General features: G+C 63.5%; 19 protein-coding genes. 1 reads left to right on the forward strand and 18 read right to left on the reverse strand.

All coding sequences use genetic code 11. The features are described from left to right. Positions 1–14: 14 nt before the first annotated feature. The 6 genes from P3G66_RS05660 to P3G66_RS05685 all read right to left on the reverse strand — a co-directional run bounded on the left by P3G66_RS05660 (position 15) and on the right by P3G66_RS05685 (position 8,635). Positions 15–1,709 (reverse strand): cutinase family protein, encoded by a 1,695-nt coding sequence (locus tag P3G66_RS05660; protein ID WP_007735070.1) that lies wholly within the window; start codon positions 1,707–1,709, stop codon positions 15–17. A 181-nt stretch (positions 1,710–1,890) separates the two neighbouring features. Next, positions 1,891–3,003: an alcohol dehydrogenase catalytic domain-containing protein gene (locus P3G66_RS05665; RefSeq protein ID WP_007735068.1), complete on the reverse strand. Its 1,113-nt coding sequence runs from the start codon at positions 3,001–3,003 to the stop codon at positions 1,891–1,893. 28 nt (positions 3,004–3,031) lie between these two features. Further along, on the reverse strand, positions 3,032–4,390 hold the full coding sequence (locus tag P3G66_RS05670) for a pitrilysin family protein (RefSeq protein WP_073512270.1): 1,359 nt from the start codon (positions 4,388–4,390) through the stop codon (positions 3,032–3,034). A 127-nt stretch (positions 4,391–4,517) separates the two neighbouring features. Then, complete coding sequence (locus P3G66_RS05675) at positions 4,518–6,788, reverse strand: polyribonucleotide nucleotidyltransferase (protein ID WP_003942275.1); 2,271 nt, start codon at positions 6,786–6,788, stop codon at positions 4,518–4,520. A 438-nt stretch (positions 6,789–7,226) separates the two neighbouring features. Continuing rightward, on the reverse strand, positions 7,227–7,496 hold the full coding sequence (gene rpsO, locus P3G66_RS05680; protein ID WP_007735061.1) for a 30S ribosomal protein S15: 270 nt from the start codon (positions 7,494–7,496) through the stop codon (positions 7,227–7,229). 158 nt (positions 7,497–7,654) lie between these two features. Continuing rightward, entirely contained in the window at positions 7,655–8,635 is a 981-nt protein-coding gene (locus tag P3G66_RS05685; RefSeq protein ID WP_003942148.1) for a bifunctional riboflavin kinase/FAD synthetase, read from the reverse strand. Positions 8,636–8,752: 117 nt separating this feature from the next. Between P3G66_RS05685 and P3G66_RS05690 the strand changes: the two genes are divergently transcribed. Then, positions 8,753–9,499: a metal-dependent transcriptional regulator gene (locus P3G66_RS05690; protein ID WP_030535607.1), complete on the forward strand. Its 747-nt coding sequence runs from the start codon at positions 8,753–8,755 to the stop codon at positions 9,497–9,499. A 9-nt stretch (positions 9,500–9,508) separates the two neighbouring features. On the opposite strand, the gene P3G66_RS05695 is transcribed toward P3G66_RS05690, so the two are convergent. From P3G66_RS05695 to rimP, 12 genes are all read right to left on the reverse strand, one after another. Further along, complete coding sequence (locus tag P3G66_RS05695; RefSeq protein WP_054188567.1) at positions 9,509–9,985, reverse strand: GNAT family N-acetyltransferase; 477 nt, start codon at positions 9,983–9,985, stop codon at positions 9,509–9,511. After that, positions 9,982–10,902, reverse strand: a complete 921-nt coding sequence (gene truB, locus P3G66_RS05700) for a tRNA pseudouridine(55) synthase TruB (RefSeq protein ID WP_020907442.1) — start codon at positions 10,900–10,902, stop codon at positions 9,982–9,984. Before truB ends, P3G66_RS05695 begins: the two co-directional genes overlap by 4 nt. A 24-nt stretch (positions 10,903–10,926) precedes the next feature. Further along, positions 10,927–11,586, reverse strand: a complete 660-nt coding sequence (locus P3G66_RS05705; protein WP_003942126.1) for a 4'-phosphopantetheinyl transferase — start codon at positions 11,584–11,586, stop codon at positions 10,927–10,929. Positions 11,587–11,599: 13 nt separating this feature from the next. After that, positions 11,600–12,523 (reverse strand): metallophosphoesterase, encoded by a 924-nt coding sequence (locus P3G66_RS05710; protein ID WP_073512271.1) that lies wholly within the window; start codon positions 12,521–12,523, stop codon positions 11,600–11,602. Continuing rightward, on the reverse strand, positions 12,508–13,845 hold the full coding sequence (locus P3G66_RS05715) for an MATE family efflux transporter (RefSeq protein WP_269616211.1): 1,338 nt from the start codon (positions 13,843–13,845) through the stop codon (positions 12,508–12,510). Before P3G66_RS05715 ends, P3G66_RS05710 begins: the two co-directional genes overlap by 16 nt. A gap of 76 nt (positions 13,846–13,921) precedes the next feature. Continuing rightward, positions 13,922–14,914, reverse strand: coding sequence for a bifunctional oligoribonuclease/PAP phosphatase NrnA (locus tag P3G66_RS05720; RefSeq protein ID WP_054188570.1), 993 nt, complete (start codon positions 14,912–14,914; stop codon positions 13,922–13,924). 12 nt (positions 14,915–14,926) lie between these two features. Beyond that, complete coding sequence (gene rbfA, locus P3G66_RS05725) at positions 14,927–15,406, reverse strand: 30S ribosome-binding factor RbfA (RefSeq protein WP_003942248.1); 480 nt, start codon at positions 15,404–15,406, stop codon at positions 14,927–14,929. Positions 15,407–16,216: 810 nt separating this feature from the next. Continuing rightward, complete coding sequence (locus tag P3G66_RS05730; protein WP_003942205.1) at positions 16,217–16,507, reverse strand: DUF503 domain-containing protein; 291 nt, start codon at positions 16,505–16,507, stop codon at positions 16,217–16,219. A gap of 113 nt (positions 16,508–16,620) precedes the next feature. Continuing rightward, the gene (infB, locus tag P3G66_RS05735; RefSeq protein ID WP_030535614.1) at positions 16,621–19,566 is read right to left on the reverse strand and encodes a translation initiation factor IF-2; all 2,946 of its coding nucleotides are present in this window, start codon (positions 19,564–19,566) and stop codon (positions 16,621–16,623) included. A 108-nt stretch (positions 19,567–19,674) separates the two neighbouring features. Further along, the gene (locus P3G66_RS05740; RefSeq protein WP_019748063.1) at positions 19,675–20,025 is read right to left on the reverse strand and encodes a YlxR family protein; all 351 of its coding nucleotides are present in this window, start codon (positions 20,023–20,025) and stop codon (positions 19,675–19,677) included. 44 nt (positions 20,026–20,069) lie between these two features. Further along, positions 20,070–21,101: a transcription termination factor NusA gene (gene nusA, locus P3G66_RS05745; protein WP_003942738.1), complete on the reverse strand. Its 1,032-nt coding sequence runs from the start codon at positions 21,099–21,101 to the stop codon at positions 20,070–20,072. After that, entirely contained in the window at positions 21,098–21,718 is a 621-nt protein-coding gene (gene rimP, locus P3G66_RS05750) for a ribosome maturation factor RimP (protein ID WP_063316556.1), read from the reverse strand. The genes nusA and rimP overlap by 4 nt, the downstream gene beginning before the upstream one ends. Between the last annotated feature and the right edge of the window lie 130 nt (positions 21,719–21,848).

Here is a 21,848-nt window from a genome sequence, read left to right on the forward strand (position 1 = left end):
GCCGGCGAGAAGGATTACGGGTTCGGAACCGGCACCTTCGTCGTCGTGGTCGTCGACGTCACTGTCGTAGTCGGGGGCGCCGTCGTTGCATCCGTTCCCGCTACCGGTGTGGTCGGAACTGTCGACGTCGGCGTCACTGCCGCCGAACCCGTCGGAGTGGCAACCGCTCCCGATGTGACCGACGCCGATCCTGCCGCAGGCACCTGTGACGTGGTTGCGGGCGCTCCAGCAGATCCCGTGGAGCCAGTGGTCCCGGCCGGTGCCTGACCGGTTCCGGTGCCTTCAGCCACCGCGGCGTCGCCCTCAGCATTGCCGTCAGCCATGTAGGCATCGACAGCAGCACTGATCTGTTCCGGCGTCGGCTTCGCAGTTGTGTCGACGGGCTTTCCTTCCTTCGCCTGCTGGGCGAGGTAGGTGAGCCAGGCCGCTGCGTACTCAGCTGAAGTCAACGGCTTGCCGTTGGCCGCATCCGCATCTCGCCAGTAATCGAAGTGGTGTCCGACGTCTGGAGCGAGTGTCTGCTGGTAGGGGTCGCTCAAGATCACGGGAATCGTGTTCTGGTTGGTAGCAATCAGACCGACAATCTCCTTGAAAAGCTTCTGCGGCAGATATGCCAGCGGAGACACCTTGTCGGTGGACACCGTCTCGCCCTCGGCTACCGGCGCCGGCGCGGGTGTTTTTCCGGGCTTGTACTCCGGATCCGAGACCTTGAGCATCACCTGAAGGAATGTCTCGTCACTCTGCATCCAGTTGGGATTGGACGAAATGTCTGCGAACGCCTCGAAGACGATCTGGCCGAACACCACCGCGACGTCCTGACCGGTGGCCGGGTTCAGACCCTGCGCTTCGAGTTGGTCGATGTTCAACTGCCGACCGACATTTGCCGCCAAGATCAACAGAGAGATGTTGCTGGGAGCCGAGCAGGTGAAGTCACCGTCCGAGCAGAAGGACGCGACCTTGCCGTTCAGCTTGCCGAAACCTCCGGCAGTGCCGGGGAGTACACCTTCGCCAGGTGTCGCGGAGGTGCCGTTCTGGTACTTCGTATTGAAGTTATCCGGGTTCGTGAACGGATTCGTGGCACCGAGGAACGTGCCGTCGCCCGCTTCACGGCCTGCATCCGCCAGCATGACCACACCGACAACCTTGTCCGGGTCGACCCCGAACTCGTTGTTCTCCTGCGTACCGATGTCCATCGCGACGCGACGCACCACATCGGCGCCTTCGCTGTACCCGACGATCGAGAACTGAGTCTTCGGGCATTCCTTGGCGATGGCACTCATCACGGACTGCGTATTTGCAGCGCCGGCAGCGACGGCATCCTCGTAGGACGCCATGTTGGCCGGGTACGCGATATACACAGCCGCGTACGAGCCGGGCTTGTTCGCGTTGACGGAGCCTGCCGGGTTGATCACCTGGTCGACGCGTTCACTCTTGTAGTCACCGGACAGGGCGGCCGGCAGCGGCTTCCCGTCGGCTCCCAGCAACATCTTCACCGTCGAAGCGTCCGGTGTGTCGTGTCGACCGGCAACCGCGATGCTGACCATGTCGTGACACTCGGTGACCGACGACGTCAATTGTGTCTCGATCGTGCGTGACTCCGGAGAGTCCACAGCGACCGCAACCGCGACCAGTGCGGCCACGCCGAGCGCTGCGGGCGCTACTGCACCCGCCAGTATTCGATGTCGCGAAAAGAACCCACGAACCGGCATATCTTCTCCCCAATCAACTTTTGGAAAACGTACGACCGACCCCCGGGGCGTCACGCAACGTCATTCGAGTAGTCGTCCAGTACGAGAGGAGCGTTACAACGGGTAACGATTTTCCGTGGCGACTCGGGAGGGAATCGGGAGCGCAAACGCCTCATTTCCGCTGCATAACACCGACGTGCACCTACTCTGCGTCGAAGATAATGACCTGTCGGATTGCTTTTCCGTCGGCGAGTTCGTCCATGCCCGAATTGATGTCGGCCAATTCGATTCGCGAGGAAATGAGCTTCTCGACCGGCAGCTTCCCGTCGCGCCACAACTGCGCGTAGATCGGGATGTCGCGGGACGGGACCGCAGATCCCAGGTAGCTGCCGATGATGGTCCGCGCTTCGGCGACCAGTCCGAGAGGTGAGATCGACGAGCGCGCGTCAGGCGCCGGCAACCCGACCGTGACGGTCGTGCCACCCGCTGCCGTCGCAGCCACCGCTGTCTCGAAGGCCCGAGCATTTCCCGCGGCCTCGACGACGATGTCTGCGCGAACGCCACTCTCGGACAGGCCGGACGGTGTGAAGACCTCGGTCGCGCCCAGTTCCAGCGCCTGAGCCAGCTTGGATTCCAGTGCGTCGACACCGATGACGTTCTCGACCCCGAGTGCCCTCGCCGTCAGGATTGCGGCCATCCCGACGCCACCCAAGCCGACCACCATCACGGTGTCTGCCGGGCGAGGCTTCGCCGCGTTGAGGAGCGCTCCCCCACCGGTCAACACCGCGCAACCGAGTACGGCTGCAATTTCGGCCGGGATGTCGTCGTCGACGGGAACAACCGACTTGGCGTTGACCACAGCATGCGTCGCGAAACCCGAAACACCGAGATGATGTTTGACGTTCTCGCCGGAGCGCCGCAGTCGATGCGCGCCACCGAGCAAACTGCCGTCGTTGTTGGCAGCGCTACCCACCGTGCAAGGCATCCGGCCGTCAGTGGCGCATCCCGCGCATTCACCGCACCGCGGAAGAAAAGTCATCACGACGCGGGTGCCCACCGACAACGAATCAACTCCGTCGCCGAGTTCGATGATTCGACCTGCCGCCTCATGGCCCAACAACATCGGCACGGGTCGTACCCGATTGCCGTCGACCACGGAGAGGTCGGAGTGACAAAGCCCGGCAGCTTCGATCTTGACCAGGATCTCACCCGGGCCCGGGGATTCGAGATCGAGTTCCGAAATCGAAATCGGAGTCGACTCTGCGAAGGGACGCTTCCGGCCGATCTCTTCGAGCACTGCACCACGGATCTTCAACTGCACACCCCGATTTCGATAGTTCGAACTACTTGCCCACGATCCCGCGTACCGACGCGGGGAGGTCACGAACCCGCTTGTACGGACCCACGACGGCGGCTGCAAACGGCCTCGTCAAGAGCACCTGCGCCACCTCGAGCACCTCTTCGGAGGTGACTGCGTCGATGGTCGTGAGCGTCTGCGCAACACTGCGATGGTTGCCGTAGTTCAGTTCACTGCGACCGATACGGTTCATGCGTGAGCCTGAATCTTCCAGTGCCAGAACCAATCCGCCGCGCAGCGATCCCTTGGCGCGGGCGATCTCGGCATCGGTGATTCCGTCCGTCGCCACGTTCGCGAGTACCTCGCGGATAACCGTGGCAACCTCCCCGAGGTTCTCCGGCTGGCAACCTGCATACACGGAGAACGCTCCGGTGTCCGCGAAGGTGTCGACGCCGGAATAGACGGAGTACGCCAGCCCGCGCTTCTCCCGAATCTCTTGGAACAGACGAGAACTCAGCCCACCGCCCACTGCGGCGTTGAGCACCGACAGCGCCCAGCGATGGCCCTCGTGCCGGCCGAACGCGCGTACCCCGAGCGCAAGGTGGACCTGCTCGCTGTCGCGGTGGGTCAAGCTCAGTTCAGGCATCGTTCGCAAACGCAGAGTGCCTTCGCGCCGCGGCGCCGGCTTGACCCCGCGCTCGAGATGTCCGGCAAATGCACGGCGAGCGAGCGTCACAACGTGCTTGTGGTCGACGTTTCCCGCTACGGCCAGCACCATCCGCTGCGGTGTGTAACGCCGAACATGGAAGGAATGCAACTGATTGCGCGACATCGACTCGATCGATTCGACGCTACCGATGATCGGACGGCCGACAGGATGATCGCCGAACAACGCGGTCAGGAACGCATCGCCGAGCAAGTCTTCCGGATCGTCGTCACGCATCGCGATCTCTTCGAGCACTACTTGCCGCTCGACGTCGACGTCCGCGGTTCTGCAACGCCCTCGCAGCACGACGTCGGCGACAAGGTCAACCGCCATCGGAAGGTCGTCGTCGATCACGTGCGCGTAGAAACAGGTGTGTTCCTTCGACGTGAATGCATTGAGTTCGCCGCCCACACCATCCATGACCTGCGCGATGTCCAACGCCGTCCGTGACGGCGTCGACTTGAACAGCAGGTGCTCGAGAAAATGCGCGGCACCGGCCACACTCGGCTGCTCGTCGCGCGAGCCGACTCCGACCCACACACCGACGGAGGCGGAACGCACACCGGGAATGAACTCGGTGACGACGCGCAGGCCGCCGGGAAGGACCGTGCGCTGTACTCCGGATTCGGGAGTCGCATCGATCGGCGATTTCAGCACAGCGCTGCGGCTGCGCGTGGTGTTGGGAGTGGTCTTTGCCATGAAAAGGTTCAGCAGTCCTCGGTGCAAGTGGTCAATCAGGTATCTACAGGCTCTGTGTCTACAGACAGTACAGATGCGGCCCCGCACGGAAATCCGCGCGGGGCCGCATCAGAGTACGAAGTGAGATCTACTCGGAAGCAGCCTCGTCGGCGGCCGGAGCGGCAGCCTCGTCGTTGCCCTCTTCGACCGGGATCAGCGAGATCTTGCCACGTGCATCGATGTCGGCGATCTCGACGCGGATCTTGGATCCGACGTTGACCACGTCTTCGACCTTGGCAATGCGCTTACCGCTGCCCAGCTTCGAGATGTGCACCAGTCCGTCGCGTCCCGGCAGGAGCGAAACGAAGGCACCGAAGGCGGTGGTCTTGACGACCGTGCCCAGGAACCGCTCGCCGACCTTGGGGAGCTGCGGGTTGGCAATGGCGTTGATCATGTCGATCGCGGCCTGTGCAGACGGTCCATCGGTGGCGCCGACGAACACGGTGCCGTCGTCTTCGATGGAGATGTTGGCACCGGTCTGCTCGGTGATGGAGTTGATCATCTTGCCCTTGGGGCCGATGACCTCACCGATCTTGTCGACGGGGACCTTGATGGCCGTCACGCGGGGAGCGAACGGGCTCATCTCGTCCGGGGTGTCGATGGCTTCCGCCATGACCTCGAGGATCGTGGTCCGTGCGTCCTTGGCCTGCGAGAGTGCACCGGCGAGGACCTGCGACGGGATGCCGTCGAGCTTCGTGTCCAGCTGCAGGGCCGTGACGAAGTCCTTGGTACCTGCGACCTTGAAGTCCATGTCGCCGAAGGCGTCTTCGGCGCCGAGGATGTCGGTCAGCGCGACGTAACGGGTTTCGCCGTCGACCTGGTCGGAAACCAGACCCATGGCGATACCGGCAACCGGAGCGCGAAGCGGCACACCGGCGTTGAGCAGTGCGAGCGTGGACGCGCACACCGAGCCCATCGAGGTGGAACCGTTGGAGCTCAGAGCCTCGGAGACCTGGCGAATCGCGTAAGGGAACTCTTCGACGCTGGGCAGAACCGGCATGAGGGCGCGCTCGGCGAGTGCACCGTGACCGATTTCGCGACGCTTCGGCGAACCGACGCGGCCCGTCTCACCGGTGGAGTACGGCGGGAAGTTGTAATGATGCATGTAGCGCTTGGTGGTCTCGGGACCGAGCGAGTCGACCTGCTGAGCCATCTTCACCATGTCGAGAGTGGTGACACCCAGGATCTGGGTCTCGCCGCGCTCGAACAGTGCGGAGCCGTGTGCGCGCGGGATGATCGCGACCTCGGCGGACAGCGAACGGATGTCCGTGACGCCGCGGCCGTCGATGCGGAACTGATCGCGCAGGATGCGCTGGCGAACCAGCTTCTTGGTGAGCGAGCGGAACGCTGCTCCCAGTTCCTTCTCGCGGCCTTCGAAGTTGGGTGCAACCTGCTCGAGAACCTCGACCTTGACCTCGTCGGTCTTGTCGTCGCGTTCCTGCTTGCCGGCGATTGTCAGTGCGGCATTGAGCTTTTCGGACGCAGCAGCCTCGACGGCAGCAAAAACGTCGTCCTGGTACGCCGGGAAGACCGGGTAGTCACCCGTGGGCTTTGCAGCCTTGGATGCAAGTGCTGCCTGTGCAGCGCACAGGCGTGCGATGAACGGCTTGGCGGCCTCGAGGCCCTCGGCGACAATGGCCTCGGTCGGTGCCTGAGCGCCGTCGGCGATCTTCGCGATGACGTTGTCGGTGGCCTCGGCCTCGACCATCATGATCGCGACGTCGGCGTTGTCACCGCTACCGGAAACGACGCGGCCGGCGACGACCATGTCGAAGACGGCGTTCTCGAGCTGATCGACCGTCGGGAATGCAACCCACTGGCCGGTCTTGTTCTCGTCCGAGACGATGAGTGCAACGCGCACGCCACCGACGGGTCCGGAGAACGGCAGGCCGGCGATCTGCGTCGACGCGGAAGCGGCGTTGATGGCCACGACGTCGTACAGATCCTGGGGGTTGAGGCTCATGACCGTGACGACGACCTGGATCTCGTTACGGAGACCGTCGACGAAGGACGGGCGCAGCGGCCGGTCGATGAGGCGGCAAGTCAGGATCGCGTCGGTGGAGGGGCGTCCCTCACGACGGAAGAACGAACCGGGGATGCGGCCCGCTGCGTACATACGCTCTTCGACGTCCACCGTCAGGGGGAAGAAGTCGAAGTGCTCCTTGGGGTGCTTGCTGGCGCTCGTGGCGGACAGCAGCATGGTCTCGTCGTCCAGGTAAGCAACGACGGCGCCGGCGGCCTGCTGAGCAAGGCGTCCGGTCTCGAAACGGATGGTGCGGGTACCGAAGGACCCGTTGTCGATCACGGCGGTGGATTCGAACACGCCTTCGTCGACCTCTACTACGGAATTCTCTGTCATTCTTTTCTCTTCACTTCCCTCTCGTCTTCGCCGTACCCGCGCGGGCGTTTCCACCCTCCTGGTGGAAACTGCGCACCGAGGGACGTCCCCCTCTTGAATTGCAGACGCTCCTTGCGATGCGAGCGATTTCTGCTTCGGGACGTCACGACGTTCGGGCGGCCGTCGATCGAAGTCCGCCGGAGCTTTCGGGCTCTTGCCCGGTCCGGAGAACCACTACCGACAACCGACACCACGTTCTCTGGTGCATACGGTGTGCTGGCTGCGTACTGCACAACTGCGCCTAGACAACTGTGCATAGCGCCGACAGCGGAAACTGCCTTGCGGCAGCTAACGCCGAAAGCCAGCGAAGCCAAGTATATGCGTGGCTTCGCCGGCTGACGGAGTGTTCGGCAAACCGAAGCATGCCGTGTTGCTTTCGATCAGCGTCGTGAGAAAAATCTAGCGACGCAGGCCGAGACGCTCGATGAGCGTGCGGTAGCGAGCGACGTCGGTCTTTGCCACGTACTTCAGCAGACGACGACGGCGACCGACCATCAAGAGCAGTCCACGACGCGAGTGGTGGTCATGCTTGTGGGTCTTGAGGTGCTCGGTGAGATCGGTGATGCGCTTGGTGAGCATTGCCACCTGAGCTTCAGGCGATCCCGTGTCGGTCTCGTGCAAGCCGTACTCGCCGAGAACGGCCTTCTTTTCTTCCGTGGTCAATGCCACTTGATTCACTCCTGTGATGACGTTTGCGTGAAAGGAACTAGATCGGGCGCGGCCACCGCAAACCGCAGCACGCACCGAGAGAAGATCCTACCAGCAACAATGAGGCGCTCTCGCCCACCTGGAGCGAATGTGGCGGCCGCCACTGACACAGGAGGAACTCAACCGACGCTACGTTCTGCATCCTCACTCAGAATCCGGCGTGCGCGTTCGACATCTCGGTTCATCGCCGTGATGAGCGACTCGATCGAGTCGAACTTCTCCATACCGCGAATCCGCGAAACCAGGTCGACCGCGACGTGTTGTCCGTACAGGTCTGCTTCGGTGTCGAGAACGTATGCCTCGACGGTTCGGGTCCGGCCGGAGAAGGTCGGATTGGTACCCACAGACACCGCGGCTTGGTATCGGCGACCGGGAACGACGGTTCCGAGTTCCTCGCCGGCACCGAGCACCGTGAACCACGCCGCGTACACGCCGTCGGCCGGAATCGCCGAAAACATCGGCGGTGCAACGTTGGCCGTCGGGAACCCCAACTCGCGTCCACGCTTGTCACCGTGGACGACCACACCTTCGACACGATGTGGACGGCCCAGAGCTTCGGTAGCCGCTTCCATGTCGCCTGCGTCGACGCACGAGCGGATGTAGGTCGACGAGAACGTCACCGCATGCTCGGCGAGCAGCTGGACGCCGTCGACGGCAAAGCCGAAGCGAGCGCCCATTTCACGAAGAAGATCGACATTGCCGAGCGCCTTCTTGCCGAAGGTGAAGTTGTCCCCCACCACGACCTCGGCGACATGTAGACGTTCGACGAGAATCTCGTGGACGTAGCGCTCCGGCGTCAGCTTCATGAAATCAGCAGTGAACGGCATCACGCAGAACACGTCGATGCCCAGATCCTGAGCCAATTCCGCACGCCGTTGCAGCGTCGTCAACTGGGCTGGATGACTACCCGGCCGCACAACCTCCATGGGATGCGGGTCGAACGTCATCAACACGCTCGGAACACCACGTTTGCGGGCAGCGGTAACCGCTCTCGCTATCAATTGGGCATGCCCACGATGCACACCGTCGAACACACCGATAGTGAGCACACAACGACCCCAATCGGCCGGAACTTCGTCGAGACCACGCCATCTCAGCACGATTGGCAGCCTACGGGTCCACCGGCGGCGGGTCACGTTCGGACCCGCCCAGCGAATCACCGCTGTGCTGCCGCTCACGTACGGAAGTTCCGGATTTCGTAGCCTAAGCTAAGCGTTGTGGCAGCTCACAAGACCGGAACCTCGGAAGCATCATCGACGTCGGATGGCGACAGCACTTCGGCGCACGACGCGGCAATCGACACGCTCGCACTCTCGTCGGTGGCCCAGGACTACCTCAAGGTCATCTGGACTATCCAGGAGTGGTCCCACGAGCGGGTTTCCACCAAGCTCCTGTCCGAGAAAATGAGCGTCTCGGCCTCGACGGTGTCCGAGGCGATCCGCAAACTCTCGGACCAGGGCCTGGTCGATCACGCCCGCTACGGATCCATCGCCCTGACCGACAGCGGCCGCGCCGCCGCCGTCTCCATGGTCCGGCGCCACCGGTTGATCGAGACCTATCTGGTTCAGGAACTCGGATACGGCTGGGACGAAGTCCACGACGAGGCCGAAGTCCTCGAACACGCCGTTTCCGATCTGATGATCTCGCGGATGGACGCCAAACTGGGCTTCCCCGAACGTGACCCGCACGGTGATCCCATTCCCGCCACCGACGGTTCGGTGCCGACTCCCCCGGCCCGCCAGCTCAGCGACTTCGCCAACGGTGAGCGGGGCCGCGTTGCCCGGATCTCCGATTCCGATCCCGAAATGCTCCGGTACTTCGATTCCGTCGGCGTCAGTCTCGATGTCGAGATCACCGTCGAGGAGCGCCGCGATTTCGCCGGGACAGTGTCCGTTCGACTCGGCGACAGCCCCAACACCATCGACTTGGGAAGTCCAGTCGCTCAAGCAATTTGGCTCGTCTAGCCGAGGTAGTCAAAGCGGCAGTCGGTATCGGCGTTCCACGGGCCGGACGCCGTCGGTCCGGGTCCAGTCGGCGAGCCTCTCGTCGACGTACACCCACCCTCGACGCTCGTACAGCGCGATCGCCGGCAGAGCGTCGTCGACGACGTCGAGCACCAGTTCCGACCGACTCTCGGCTGCGAAATCCGTCACGGCATCAAGTAGCGCATCGCTGAGGCCGTGTCCACGTGAGCCGGGATGAACGAACAATCGCGACACGGCTATCGATCCCGCGGTTGTGGGCGCACCTGCGACCTCGCTGTCGACGGCCACATGACCGACAACACGACCGTCACTCTCACCGACCCACGCCTTCACCACCGTGGGCGAACTGAGCCAGCGGCGCGGGTGTTGCGGCCACGTGTTCGGATATCCGTCGCACTCGTGGACCTGTACCAGCGCATCGACGCAACCGTCGAGGTCGCCGTCGACACGCTCGCGGACGATCACCCGCGAAGCGTCGCCGGTCGCACGACCATCACCGAACTGGCGCGTCGACCCTTCTCCTGCAGAAGCGCAATCGTGTGACCGGTGGGATCGATCGCCGCACAGATCCCCTTCATCCCGATCGGCTCGAGCCAGCGCCCCTGGCTGATCGCCTCGGCTTCCTCCGCCGTGATCTGCCGATGCGGAAAAGCCGTCTGCGCGGCCTGATCGATGTCGAGGCTCACACCCGGCTGATCCGCGAGATCTTCGAGCGTGCGCGCATGTTCGAGAGTGAACGGCCCGACGCGGGTGCGGCGCAGTGCCGTCAAATGACCGCCGACGCCCAATTCACGACCGAGGTCGCGGGCAAGCGAGCGGATGTACGTACCGGACGAGCACTCCACGTCGACGTCCAGATCGACGAAGCCACCCGGGACATCTCGCCGAGCCAGAACCTCGAAAGTCGACACCGTTACCGGACGCGGCGCCAGCTCGACGGTTTCTCCCGCACGCACCAGAGCATGTGCGCGCTGACCGTCCACCTTGATAGCGCTCACGCTTGCCGGGATCTGCTTGATGTCCCCGGTCAGCGTGGCCACGATCGCCGCGATCTCCGCGTCCGTCACCTGCGAAGCGTCTGCGGAGGTCAGGACCTCCCCCTCGGCATCGTCCGTGTCCGTCGCTGCCCCGAGGCGAATGGTCGCCGAGTACGCCTTGGTTGTCAGCGCCAGGAGTCCGAGCAACTTGGTCGCACGCTCGACGCCGAGAACGAGAACACCGGTCGCCATGGGATCCAGCGTCCCGGCGTGTCCCACCTTCCGGGTGTTCAACAACTTGCGGCACCGAGCGACCACGTCGTGGCTGGTGATACCCGCCTCTTTGTCGACAATCAGAATTCCGGCGCCGACAAGACCGGAGGAAGGCTTTTCACGAGCTGACACGTGTGCCGATTCTGCCAGTCGCGCTCACTGCACCGAAATTGCCGTCAGGATGAGTCCGTCCGACACCAACCACCTGCCGTCGAAAGAGGTGAGCGGCGGACCGGACGTCGCCTCACCGGGGACCAGCAGACGCGAGTTGAAAGTGCCGGACGTTTCCGACTCCGCCTCGAACGTGATGTGGGCGTCCTCGAAACCCAACCAGCGCCCGGTGAGCGGAAACCACGCCTTGTACGTGGCTTCCTTCGCGCAGAAGAGCACTCGATCCCAGTGCACCGGACCGCCGGTTTCCTGAGTGTCCAACCACGTTCGTTCCGCCTCGATGCTGACCGCGGGCAATACCCCGTCCGGCAGCGGGCCGTGCGGTTCGGCGTCGATACCGAGTGAGCGGACCTGCATGGAGTACGCCAGGACAGCGCCGCGGTAGCCGTCGCAATGGGCGAGGCTCCCGACCACTCCCTGCGGCCAGAGCGGCGCACCACGCTCACCGCGCATGACAGCGGCAGACGGAACACCGAGCTTGCCCATCGCCTGACGCGCAAGGTGCCGGGTGGTCACGAACTCACGACGACGCTTCTCGACCGCGCGGCCGATCAACGCTTCCTCACTGGGGTGCGGAACCAGACCGGGCGGATCGACGAAGGCCTCGGCCGTCGCAACTCCACCGGGAAGAATCTGTTCGATCACGTAGCGATACCTCTCAGCGTCCGGCGCGCATGCGCTCGACTTCGGCTTCCTGCTCCGGCGTGACCTTGAAGTGGCCACCCCACTTGTTGAGCGTTCCCGGCGGGTACTCCGGAACGGGAAGAATCTGACGCAACAACTTCTCCGGCAGTCCACGCCGACGCCACTCGCGCGGGTATCCGAGTGAGACTTCCTCGAAGCGGACGCCGTCGTAGTACGTGGTTCGAGGGATGTGCAGGTGCCCGTACACCGAGCACACCGCGTTGTACTTCACGTGCCAGTCGGCGGTCGCGGTGGTTCCGCACCACAGTGCGAACTCCGGATACATGAGTACGTCCGTCGGCTGCCGGACCATCGGGAAATGGTTCACGAGAACGGTTCTTGTGCCTTCGGGAAGCGCATCCAACCGCGCCTGGGTGTACTCGATCCTCGCCCGGCACCATGCGTCGCGCGTGGCATACGGCTGCGGTGAGAGTAGGAACTCGTCGGTGGCGACGACGTTCTTGTCACGCGCGATCTCGAGCCCGTGTTCCTTGTCTCGCGCACCTTCCGGCAGGAAGGAGTAGTCGTAGAGAAGAAACATCGGGACGACCGTGACCGGTCCCTCGTCTCCCTCCCACACCGGGAACGGGTCCTCGGGTGTGATGACGTCGAGTTCGCGGCACATGTTGACCAGGTACTCGTAGCGCGGCGCTCCGTGAATCTGAACCGGATCCTTGGCGGTCGTCCACAGTTCGTGGTTGCCCGGAATCCAGATGACCTTTGCGAATCGGCTGCGAAGGAGCTTCAACGCCCACCGAATTTCGTCAGTTTTCTCGGAAACATCTCCGGCGAGAATGAGCCAGTCGTCAGGCGAATCCGGAAACAGTTCCTCCGTCATCGGCTTGTTGCCGTTGTGACCGACATGAATGTCGCTCACCGCCATCAGCTTTGCTGCCACGATCCCTCTGCTTCCTCAGTTGAACTTCCGCGCTTCGCCGTCGCCGGACCTGTCACGGCCCACTTGCCGGAAAACGCTCGCCACGACACCGCGACCATCCGAAGTACTACGAACACGGTAAGCCCTGCCCAAATTCCGGCGAGCCCCCAGTCGTAGGCGAGAGAGAGCCAGATCGCGGGCAGAAACCCGAGAACTGCGCACAGCATGGTCGCGTTGCGCAGAAACACCACGTCCCCGGCGCCGAGTAGAACACCGTCGAGTGCGAAGACGATTCCCGCCACCGGCATGATCGCGACGAAGAACCACCATGCGATCGACATCTGACCGAGCACCTCGGCGTCGGACGTGAAGAGTCCGGGGATCACGGAGTGGCCGGCGGCGAAGAAGATCGCGAGCACCACGGCAAATACCGTCGACCATGCGGTGATCCGCCAGGTCATCCTTTTCGCCGCGGCTGCGAATCCACCGCCGAGCGCCGCTCCGATCAGCGTCTGAGCTGCGATCGCCAAGGAATCGAGAAGGAGCGAAACCAGGTTCCACAGTTGGAGGACGACTTGGTGTGCACCGACTACGGCCGCACCGAACCTCGACGCCACTGCAGCCGCGGAAACGAAACACGCTTGGAATGCGAGGCTGCGCAGAATCAGGTCACGGCCCATCAGCATCTGCGCCCGCATGATCGCAAAATGTGGTCGAGCCGAAACCGGTTCACGAAAGAGCGCCCAGGCGAACAGCACACCCGAAACACTCTGGCCCACCAGATTCGCAACAGCTGATCCTTCGAGTTCCAGACGCGGAGCACCGAGCAAGCCGTGCACCAGAATTGGACACAACACCGCCGAAATACCCAGGCCGACAAGGACGAACCGCAGCGGTCGCACCGTGTTCTGAACCCCGCGCATCCAGCCGTTGCCGGCCAGGGCCACCAGGATGAGTGGAACACCCAACACCGCTATCCGGAGCCAACTTTCCGCAGCCGCGGCGATGTCGGGAGTCCCGGCCACCGCCGAAGTCAGCGGGCCGGCGATCACCTGCACGATCACGACCAAGGCCAGGCCGATCGCGGCCGCCAGCCAGGTCGCCTGAACACCCTCGCCCACCGCATCACGCTCGCGCCCCGCTCCGTGCAGCCGTGCCGCGCGCGCCGTCGTCCCATACGACAAGAAGGTCAGCTGCGTACTCACCAACGACAGGATCAGACCACCGACCGCCAACCCGGCCAGCGGGAGTGCCCCGAGTCGGCCGACCACGGCGATGTCGAACAACAGATATAGGGGTTCGGCTGCCAGTACCCCGAGTGCCGGAAACGCCAGGGAAAAGATTCGACGCCCAGTGACGTCGAAATCAGCTGCCGAAGATCCTGCCGAGGTGGCGTCAGATTCGCTCAATGCCGCGGATTCAGCCGAGTGCCGCGACGAGCGCGGCAACAATCTCGTCGCTGGAACTGGTCGACGTGTATCCGGCCGACAGCCGGTGCCCGCCGCCACCAAGACTTTCAGCGACCGCCGACACGTCGATCGCCGACTTTGCACGCAACGAGATCGACCAGCTTCCGGAAACCGACTCTTTGAGTACGGCGGCAACTTCGGCTTCCGAAGTGGTTCGCACGATATCGACGACGCTCTCGATCTCCTCGGAGCGAAGATCGCCGATGTCACTGCGTCGGATGACCGCGTACACCAGCCCACGGCCGTCCGCGGCTTCCGGGACCAGCACCGCGGACCCGAGTACCGAAGCCAGCATCGGCAACCACCCGAACGGATGGGTGTCGAGCAGCTTTCGCGCAATCGCGTCGCCGTCGATGCCGGTCGCCAGCAAACGCGCCGCGAGCACGTGCGGAAGCGGACCTCCCCACCGGAAGGAGCCGGTGTCGGTGACCAGTCCGGCATAGAGACAGTGCGCGATATCGCGATCGATCGCGACTCCCCACGCATCGAAGAATCGTGCGATGAGCGCCGTCGTCGAAGCCGCGGCTTCGTCGACGACGTTGATACTTCCGAATTCGGAATTGGAGCGATGGTGATCAAGGACGATCGTGCGATTCGCGCCGGCGAGTCGACTCGACAACTCACCGAGACGGCCCTCGCTGCCGACATCCACCGTCACCAGTACATCGACACTTTCCCGAACATCAGTGGGCGCCACGAGCAAGTGGAGACCGGGGAAATCGCGCATCGACTCGGGCAGCGCCGACGGCCGACTGAACGCGACCTGCACCGAAATGCCCCGACGCTCGAGAACGAGACCGAGCGCAAGTCCGCTGCCGATCGTGTCCGCATCCGGCTGCACATGGCAGAGAATTGTCACCGTGTGTGCCGATTCGAGAACCTCGGCCACCTGAGCGAACTTCGCCTCGCAGGGGTCGACGTCCGAAAGTGCGGTGATCGTCATTCTCGGTGCGCGTCAGTCGGCTTCACGAACATCTGGCGACGCCTCGTCTTCGTCCGAAGCCACTCGCGGCTCCTTGTACGGATCTGCATCTCCGGCCGGTTGTGCATTCTCACGCGCCTTGGCGACCTCGTCGTCGGCGGCCTTGGCACGGGCCAGCAGTTCTTCCATATGACGCGCGGTGTCTGGAACGGTATCGGCGACAAACGTCAGAGTCGGTGTGAAGCGAACTCCGGTTCCGGCACCGACCTTCGAGCGGAGAACACCCTTGGCCTTCTCGAGACCTGCGGCGGCGGCTTCCACATCGGGTGCGGAATCAACCTTCTCGCCCATGACTGTGTAGTACACCGTCGCGTCGTGCAGATCGTTGGTGACCTTGGTGTCCGTGATGGTCACGAATGCGAGTCGCGGATCCTTGATCTCGTGATCGATCGCGGTCGCGACGATGGTTCCGATACGCTTTGCCAACTTGCGTGCCCGGGCTGGATCTACCATGACTGTCAGTCTCCTCTACCTGGCCACTCGAATCGAGGTGACTCGATCGATCAAAGTTCTGGTTAACAAGAATTATTACCGACAACAGTCTCGTCCATCGGCTACCCGGCAACCAAATCACCATCCACCCGCGCCTGCCGAACCCACAGCACAGACCGATCGCCCTTTTGTTGGTAACGTCCGGTCGATGACGCGATCAAGAATCACCGCATCGATAATTTCCGGAGGACTCGTTGCGACTGCACTACTTTGCTCGCCGGCAATCGCGTCGGCCGACCACAGCGAGTTCACACCGCTTCCATTGACATATTCGTTGGGAAGGAACAACACCCTTCCTTGTAGCGGACAACTCACGGGCTACGTCCAAACGCCGCACGACCGTCCAGGCATTGCAGTCGTTTCAGTCTCCTGGACTTCCTTTTTCGACAGCCCGTGTTCGATCACCGCCTACGTCAATTATTCGAACCGCGACACTCGCACCGGTGGAACGAGAGCAATCGACTTGACGCACATCTCTGACGGATCCGGTTCGCTGCGGGGTGAATCGAGCCGCCAGATATCCATTGAGGTCGGGGCGGGCAACGCGGGCCTCAATCTGACCAGCGAATCGCTCACATCAACCTTGATCGATCCGGGCGCGTCTACCGTGCGGTTCGTAGTTGCATGAAGTAGTGCGCCGCCTACGGGGAAGTCCTCGCCAAGGGCGCCCCGCGAATCACGCGCTTCCTCACCGGAGCCGAATCCCTTTCCGACGAACTCGATTCGTTACGGCGCCTGGAAGAGTGGCTAAGCGACACAGATCGGTGACGCTCAGTCTTCCGGGCCGAAAATTCGCCTTCGCACAGCCAGCAACTGAATCTCCGGACGCTCGGCGACCGCCCGCTCACAATGATCGAGAACGTCGTGCAGGTGATCGACGGACGAACTGACCACACCGACGCCCACGAGCGCACGACGCAGGCGTCCCTGCTCCCCCGCCTCCGCTGCACTCACACCGAATCGACGGAGTTCCGTCAGGATCGGCGACAGCATCGAACGCTTTTCCTTGAGTGAGTGGACATCGCCGAAAAGGATGTCGAACTCCAGTGCCCCTACAAACATTTTCCCCCTATACAGAGCCGAATGGACTCTCTCGGACTTGTATGTTCAAGTCCGAGAGAGTCCATGTCAGCTAGTACTCACGTGCGTCCGCCCCAACGCCCGTGTCGACATAATCAGTCGCGCGGCTTCTCGCGAAGCTCGTAGCACTCGAGAACGTCACCGATCTTGATATCGGAATAGGTGACGGTCAAACCACATTCGTAGCCTTCGCGAACCTCGGTAGCGTCTTCCTTCTCCCGCTTGAGCGAGGAGATGGTGACCGTCTCGGCGATGACCTTGCTGTCGCGGATGAGACGTGCCTTGGCGTTGCGACGGATGCTGCCTGAGGTGACCAAGCAACCGGCAATGTTGCCGATCTTGGACGAACGGAACATGGCGCGGATCTCTGCCTTGCCCAGCTCGACCTCTTCGTACACCGGCTTGAGCAGACCCTTGAGTGCCTTCTCGACCTCGTCGATGGCCTGGTAGATCACCGAGTAGTAGCGAATGTCGACGCCCTCGCGGTTCGCCAGCTCCGTTGCCTTGCCTTCGGCGCGGACGTTGAAGCCGATGATGATCGCGTTGGACGCAGCAGCCAGGTTGACGTTGGTCTCCGTGATGCCACCGACACCGCGGTCGATGACGCGCAACTGCACCTCGTCGTCGATCGGAATTCCGAGGAGAGCCTCTTCGAGGGCCTCTACGGTTCCCGAGTTGTCACCCTTGAGGATCAAGTTCAGCTGTGAATGTTCCTTCAGAGCTGCATCGAGATCGTCGAGGCTGATGCGCTTACGACTCTTCGCTGCAAGCGCGTTGCGCTTACGTGCGTTGCGACGGTCCGCGATCTGACGAGCGATACGGTCCTCGTCGACCACGAGCAGGTTGTCGCCTGCACCGGGGACCGACGTGAAGCCGATGACCTGGACCGGACGTGAAGGCAGTGCCTCGTGGACGTCCTGACCGTGCTCGTCCACCATGCGGCGGACGCGGCCGTAAGCATCGCCGGCAACGATCGAGTCGCCGACCCGCAGCGTTCCGCGCTGAATGAGCACGGTAGCGACGGGGCCGCGGCCACGGTCGAGGTGCGCCTCGATGGCAACACCCTGAGCGTCCATGTCCGGGTTGGCGCGCAGATCCAGGGAAGCGTCGGCCGTCAACAGCACTGCTTCGAGCAGTGCGTCGATGTTGAGACCCTGCTTCGCCGAGATGTCGACGAACATGGTGTCTCCGCCGTACTCCTCGGCCACCAGTCCGTACTCGGTGAGCTGCTGCCGGATCTTGTCCGGGTTCGCGCCCTCCTTGTCGATCTTGTTCACCGCGACCACGATCGGCACGTCGGCCGCCTGGGCGTGGTTGATCGCTTCCACCGTCTGCGGCATGACGCCGTCGTCGGCTGCGACAACAAGGATCGCGAGGTCGGTGGCCTTGGCACCACGAGCACGCATGGCCGTGAAGGCCTCGTGACCCGGGGTGTCGATGAACGTCACGAGACGCTCGTTGCCCTCGAGCTCGGTCAGCACCTGGTAGGCACCGATGTGCTGCGTGATGCCGCCGGCTTCGCCCTCACGGACATTCGCCTTACGGATCACGTCGAGCAGACGGGTCTTACCGTGGTCGACGTGGCCCATGACGGTGACCACAGGCGGACGGGACTCGAGGTCCTCTTCTCCGCCGGCGTCCTCGCCGTAGGTGAGGTCGAAGCTGTCGAGCAGCTCGCGATCCTCGTCCTCCGGGCTGACGACCTGCACGACGTAGTTCATTTCGCCGCCGAGCAGCTCCAGCGTCTCGTCGTTGACCGACTGAGTTGCCGTGACCATCTCACCGAGGTTGAACAACGCCTGCACGAGTGCTGCGGGGTTCGCGTCGATCTTGTCCGCGAAGTCCGACAGAGATGCGCCGCGAGCGAGACGGATGGTCTCGCCGTTGCCGCGTGGCAGCCTGACGCCGCCGACTGCGGGAGCCTGCATGCTTTCGTACTCGGCGCGCTTCGCCCGCTTCGACTTACGTCCACGGCGAACTGCTCCGCCGGGACGACCGAATGCACCTGCCGCTGCGCCGCGCTGACCGGGACGGCCACCGCCGCCGGGACGACCGCGGAATCCACCGGCCGGAGCTGCTCCACCGGGAGCACCTGCACCAGCACCGGCGCCGGGAGCGCCGCCACCGCGGTATCCACCGCCGCCGCCACCCGGACGACCACCGGGAGCGCCACCGGGACGACCCGGACGTCCGCCGCCACCGGGCGCGGGACGAGCGGAACGAGCAGGCATTGCACCCGGGTTCGGGCGAGGAGGCATGGAGCCGGGGCTGGGACGGGGTCCGCCCTGACCTGCAGGCGGACGGGGTCCACCCTGACCGGGAGCCGGACGGGGACCGCCCTGACCCGGAGCCGGACGAGGTCCACCCTGACCCGGAGCCGGACGGGGACCGCCCTGACCCGGAGCCGGACGAGAACCGCCCTGACCTGCGCCCGGACGCGGTGCGCCGGGAGCCGGACGAGGTGCCGGACGCTCGGCGGGTGCCGAGGAGTACGGGTTGTTACCGACGCGAGGTGCCTTCGGTCCCGGACGCGGTCCGCCGGGCTTTGCGCCGGTGGACGGTGCGGCCGGAGCCGCGGGGGCTGCCGGTGCCGACGCTGCGGGAGCAGCCGGAGCCGGACGTGCCGGCTGTGCTGGTTTCGGAGCGTTGAACGTCGGGGTGGGGACCGGCGCTGACGGTGCTGCCGGAGCAGCGGCTGCGGGAGCCGCGGGGGCTGCCGGGGCCGGAGCTGCGGGAGCAGCCGGTGCGGGTGCGGCCGGCTTGGGGCCGGGACGCGGTGCGCCAGGCTTTGCAGCCGACGGCGACGGTGCGCCGGGCTTTGCCGCGGGGCGAGCCGCCGGAGCGGCTGCGCCGGTCTCGGACTTGGTTTCTGCTCCGCCTGCCGACGGGAATGACTCCCGCAGACGACGGGCGACGGGCGCCTCCACTGTGGATGACGCAGACTTCACGAACTCGCCTTGCTCCTTGAGCGTTGCGAGTAGTTCCTTGCTGGTGACACCGAGTTCTTTAGCCAACTCGTGCACGCGGGCCTTGCCTGCCACTGCTCTCCTCACTGATGAGGTCGAGCAGGAGGCATCCCACAGATGTGGGTCCCGCACGACCTCGGGTTATCGCCGATGGACGTTCATCGTTGGTGCTTCACGGTGTGCTCATGAGTGCTTGTGCCTGTTCTTCTCGAGAGGTACTGCTTTTGTGTGAACTGCGTCGACCAGCTGGTCGACAGCGGACGTGTCCAGATTTCCGGACACTCGCAGTGCTCTGCTGAATGCTCGGCGCCGCTCTGCCAGGCTCAGACAACTCGGATCCAGGTGCAGCCATGCACCTCGACCGGGGAGTCTTCGCGATACGTCGGGGACGAGCGGGGAACCCTCCGGCCCCTGCTCACCAACCACGACCCTCAACAGATCGACAGCCGACCCTTGTTCCCTGCATCCCACACACGTTCTGACCGGCGAACCGGGTTTCACGCGCGCAGAATCCGAGGACTCACGTCGAACCATTGTCCACTCTACCGCCGAACCGTCTCGATCACTGCATTCCACCGTTATCCGTTGGACGTGGCGGGCCGGTCGGACGCGTCGCCAACGGGTGCCGCATCGCTACGAATGTCGATACGCCAACCCGTCAACCGCGCAGCCAGGCGGGCATTTTGACCCTCTTTTCCGATGGCCAACGAAAGCTGGAAATCGGGCACGATGACACGGGCCGCACGAGCCTCGGGATCGACGACAGTGACGGAGACCACTTTCGACGGGGAAAGTGCGTTGCCCACAAACGTCGCGGGATCTTCGTCGAAGTCGATGATGTCGATCTTCTCCCCCGCGAGTTCGCTCATGACGTTGCGGACGCGCTGACCCATCGGGCCGATGCATGCACCCTTTGCGTTGAGCCCCTGCACACGTGAGGCGACGGCGATCTTGGAACGGTGCCCCGCTTCGCGCGCGACGTTGATGATCTCGACGCTGCCGTCCGCAATCTCTGGAACCTCGAGTGCGAACAACTTGCGAACCAGGTTCGGGTGGGTCCGCGAGAGGGTGATCTGTGGGCCGCGGGCTCCGCGAGCAACCCCGACGACGTAGCACTTGATGCGCTCACCGTGCTCGTAGTTCTCGCCGGGAACCTGTTCTGCAGGCGGCAACAATCCTTCGGCGCCATTGGATTCGCTGCCGATTCGGACGACGACCATTCCGCGGGAATTCGCACGCGTGTCACGCTGAATGACACCGCCGACGATTTCACCCTCATGGGTCGAGAACTCACCGAAACTGCGCTCGTGCTCGGCGTCGCGCAGACGCTGCAGGATGACCTGGCGTGCGGTGGTGGCCGCGATGCGTCCGAATCCCTCGGGAGTGTCGTCCCACTCCTCACCGATCATGTTGCCGTCGGCATCGGTGTCGTGCGCCATCACTCGCACCGAACCGGTCTTGATGTTGACATCGATCCGAGCGTTCTGCTTGTGCCCCTCGGTGTGGCGGTACGCCGTCAGCAGCGCGGTCTGGATCGTGGCGATCACAGTTTCGATCGAGACACCTTTTTCGGCTTCGATCGCTCGCAACGCTGCAATGTCGATATTCACTTGTCGAACCCTTCTTCGTTTTCTACGTCTTCTAATTCTGTTTCGTCGTCTTCGACACTGTCCACGCCCGAGTCCTCGGTGAGGTCAACCGCATCGGAGGGAACTGCGCGCCCCTCCGGGATGCCGCCCGCGAGTTCCAACTCCGCCTCACTGGGCTTCGAGAACTCCACCTGAACTACAGCCTTCTGAACGTCGCCCAGTGCAATCTCGCGCACGGTCAGTCCGCCACGGCCACCGATGACAACTGCCACGGAATCGTCGTTCAACGTTCCGATACGGCCCACCACGGTCTCGCCGGCCAGATCGATTCGCGCTTTACGTCCGCGAGCCCGACGCCAGTGACGATCGAGCGTCAGTGGGCGATCGATTCCCGGAGAGGTCACCTCGAGGGTGTACGGCGTTTCACCGATTTCCTCGAGGGTGTCGAAAAGTTCCGAAACGAGTCTGCTGATCTCCGCGGCGGCATCGAGCTCGATCCCGGCATCGCTGTCGACCATGATGCGCACCGCGCTGTGCTTGCCCGCACTGGTCACGACAACGTCTTCGACGTCATAACCCTGGGCGTGCACGAGTTCGGAGATCAGCTCGATCACCCTCTCCCTGGATGGCACCGGCATCTCGCGAACTCCTCATTTCAGTTGTCGTCGATTGTCCGACTTGTGTCGACTGTCGACGTGGGCGGCTGCGAGCATGAAAAGACACCAGGTGCCACATGCTGCAAGCATCCAAGAGTACCGCTCATTGCGC

It is taken from the genome of Rhodococcus sp. C3V, assembly GCF_029269915.1.
Lineage (GTDB): Bacteria > Actinomycetota > Actinomycetes > Mycobacteriales > Mycobacteriaceae > Rhodococcus_F > Rhodococcus_F qingshengii.

Bases quoted from the DNA above. Each gene is read 5' to 3' on its own strand.
- P3G66_RS05660 (WP_007735070.1), bottom strand. From the start codon at position 1,709: ATGCCGGTTCGTGGGTTCTTTTCGCGACATCGAATACTGGCGGGTGCA.
- P3G66_RS05670 (WP_073512270.1), bottom strand. From the start codon at position 4,390: ATGGCAAAGACCACTCCCAACACCACGCGCAGCCGCAGCGCTGTGCTG.
- P3G66_RS05675 (WP_003942275.1), bottom strand. From the start codon at position 6,788: ATGACAGAGAATTCCGTAGTAGAGGTCGACGAAGGCGTGTTCGAATCC.
- P3G66_RS05720 (WP_054188570.1), bottom strand. From the start codon at position 14,914: ATGACGATCACCGCACTTTCGGACGTCGACCCCTGCGAGGCGAAGTTC.
- rbfA (WP_003942248.1), bottom strand. From the start codon at position 15,406: ATGGTAGATCCAGCCCGGGCACGCAAGTTGGCAAAGCGTATCGGAACC.
- P3G66_RS05730 (WP_003942205.1), bottom strand. From the start codon at position 16,507: ATGTTTGTAGGGGCACTGGAGTTCGACATCCTTTTCGGCGATGTCCAC.
- P3G66_RS05740 (WP_019748063.1), bottom strand. From the start codon at position 20,025: ATGGTTCGACGTGAGTCCTCGGATTCTGCGCGCGTGAAACCCGGTTCG.
- rimP (WP_063316556.1), bottom strand. From the start codon at position 21,718: ATGCCGGTGCCATCCAGGGAGAGGGTGATCGAGCTGATCTCCGAACTC.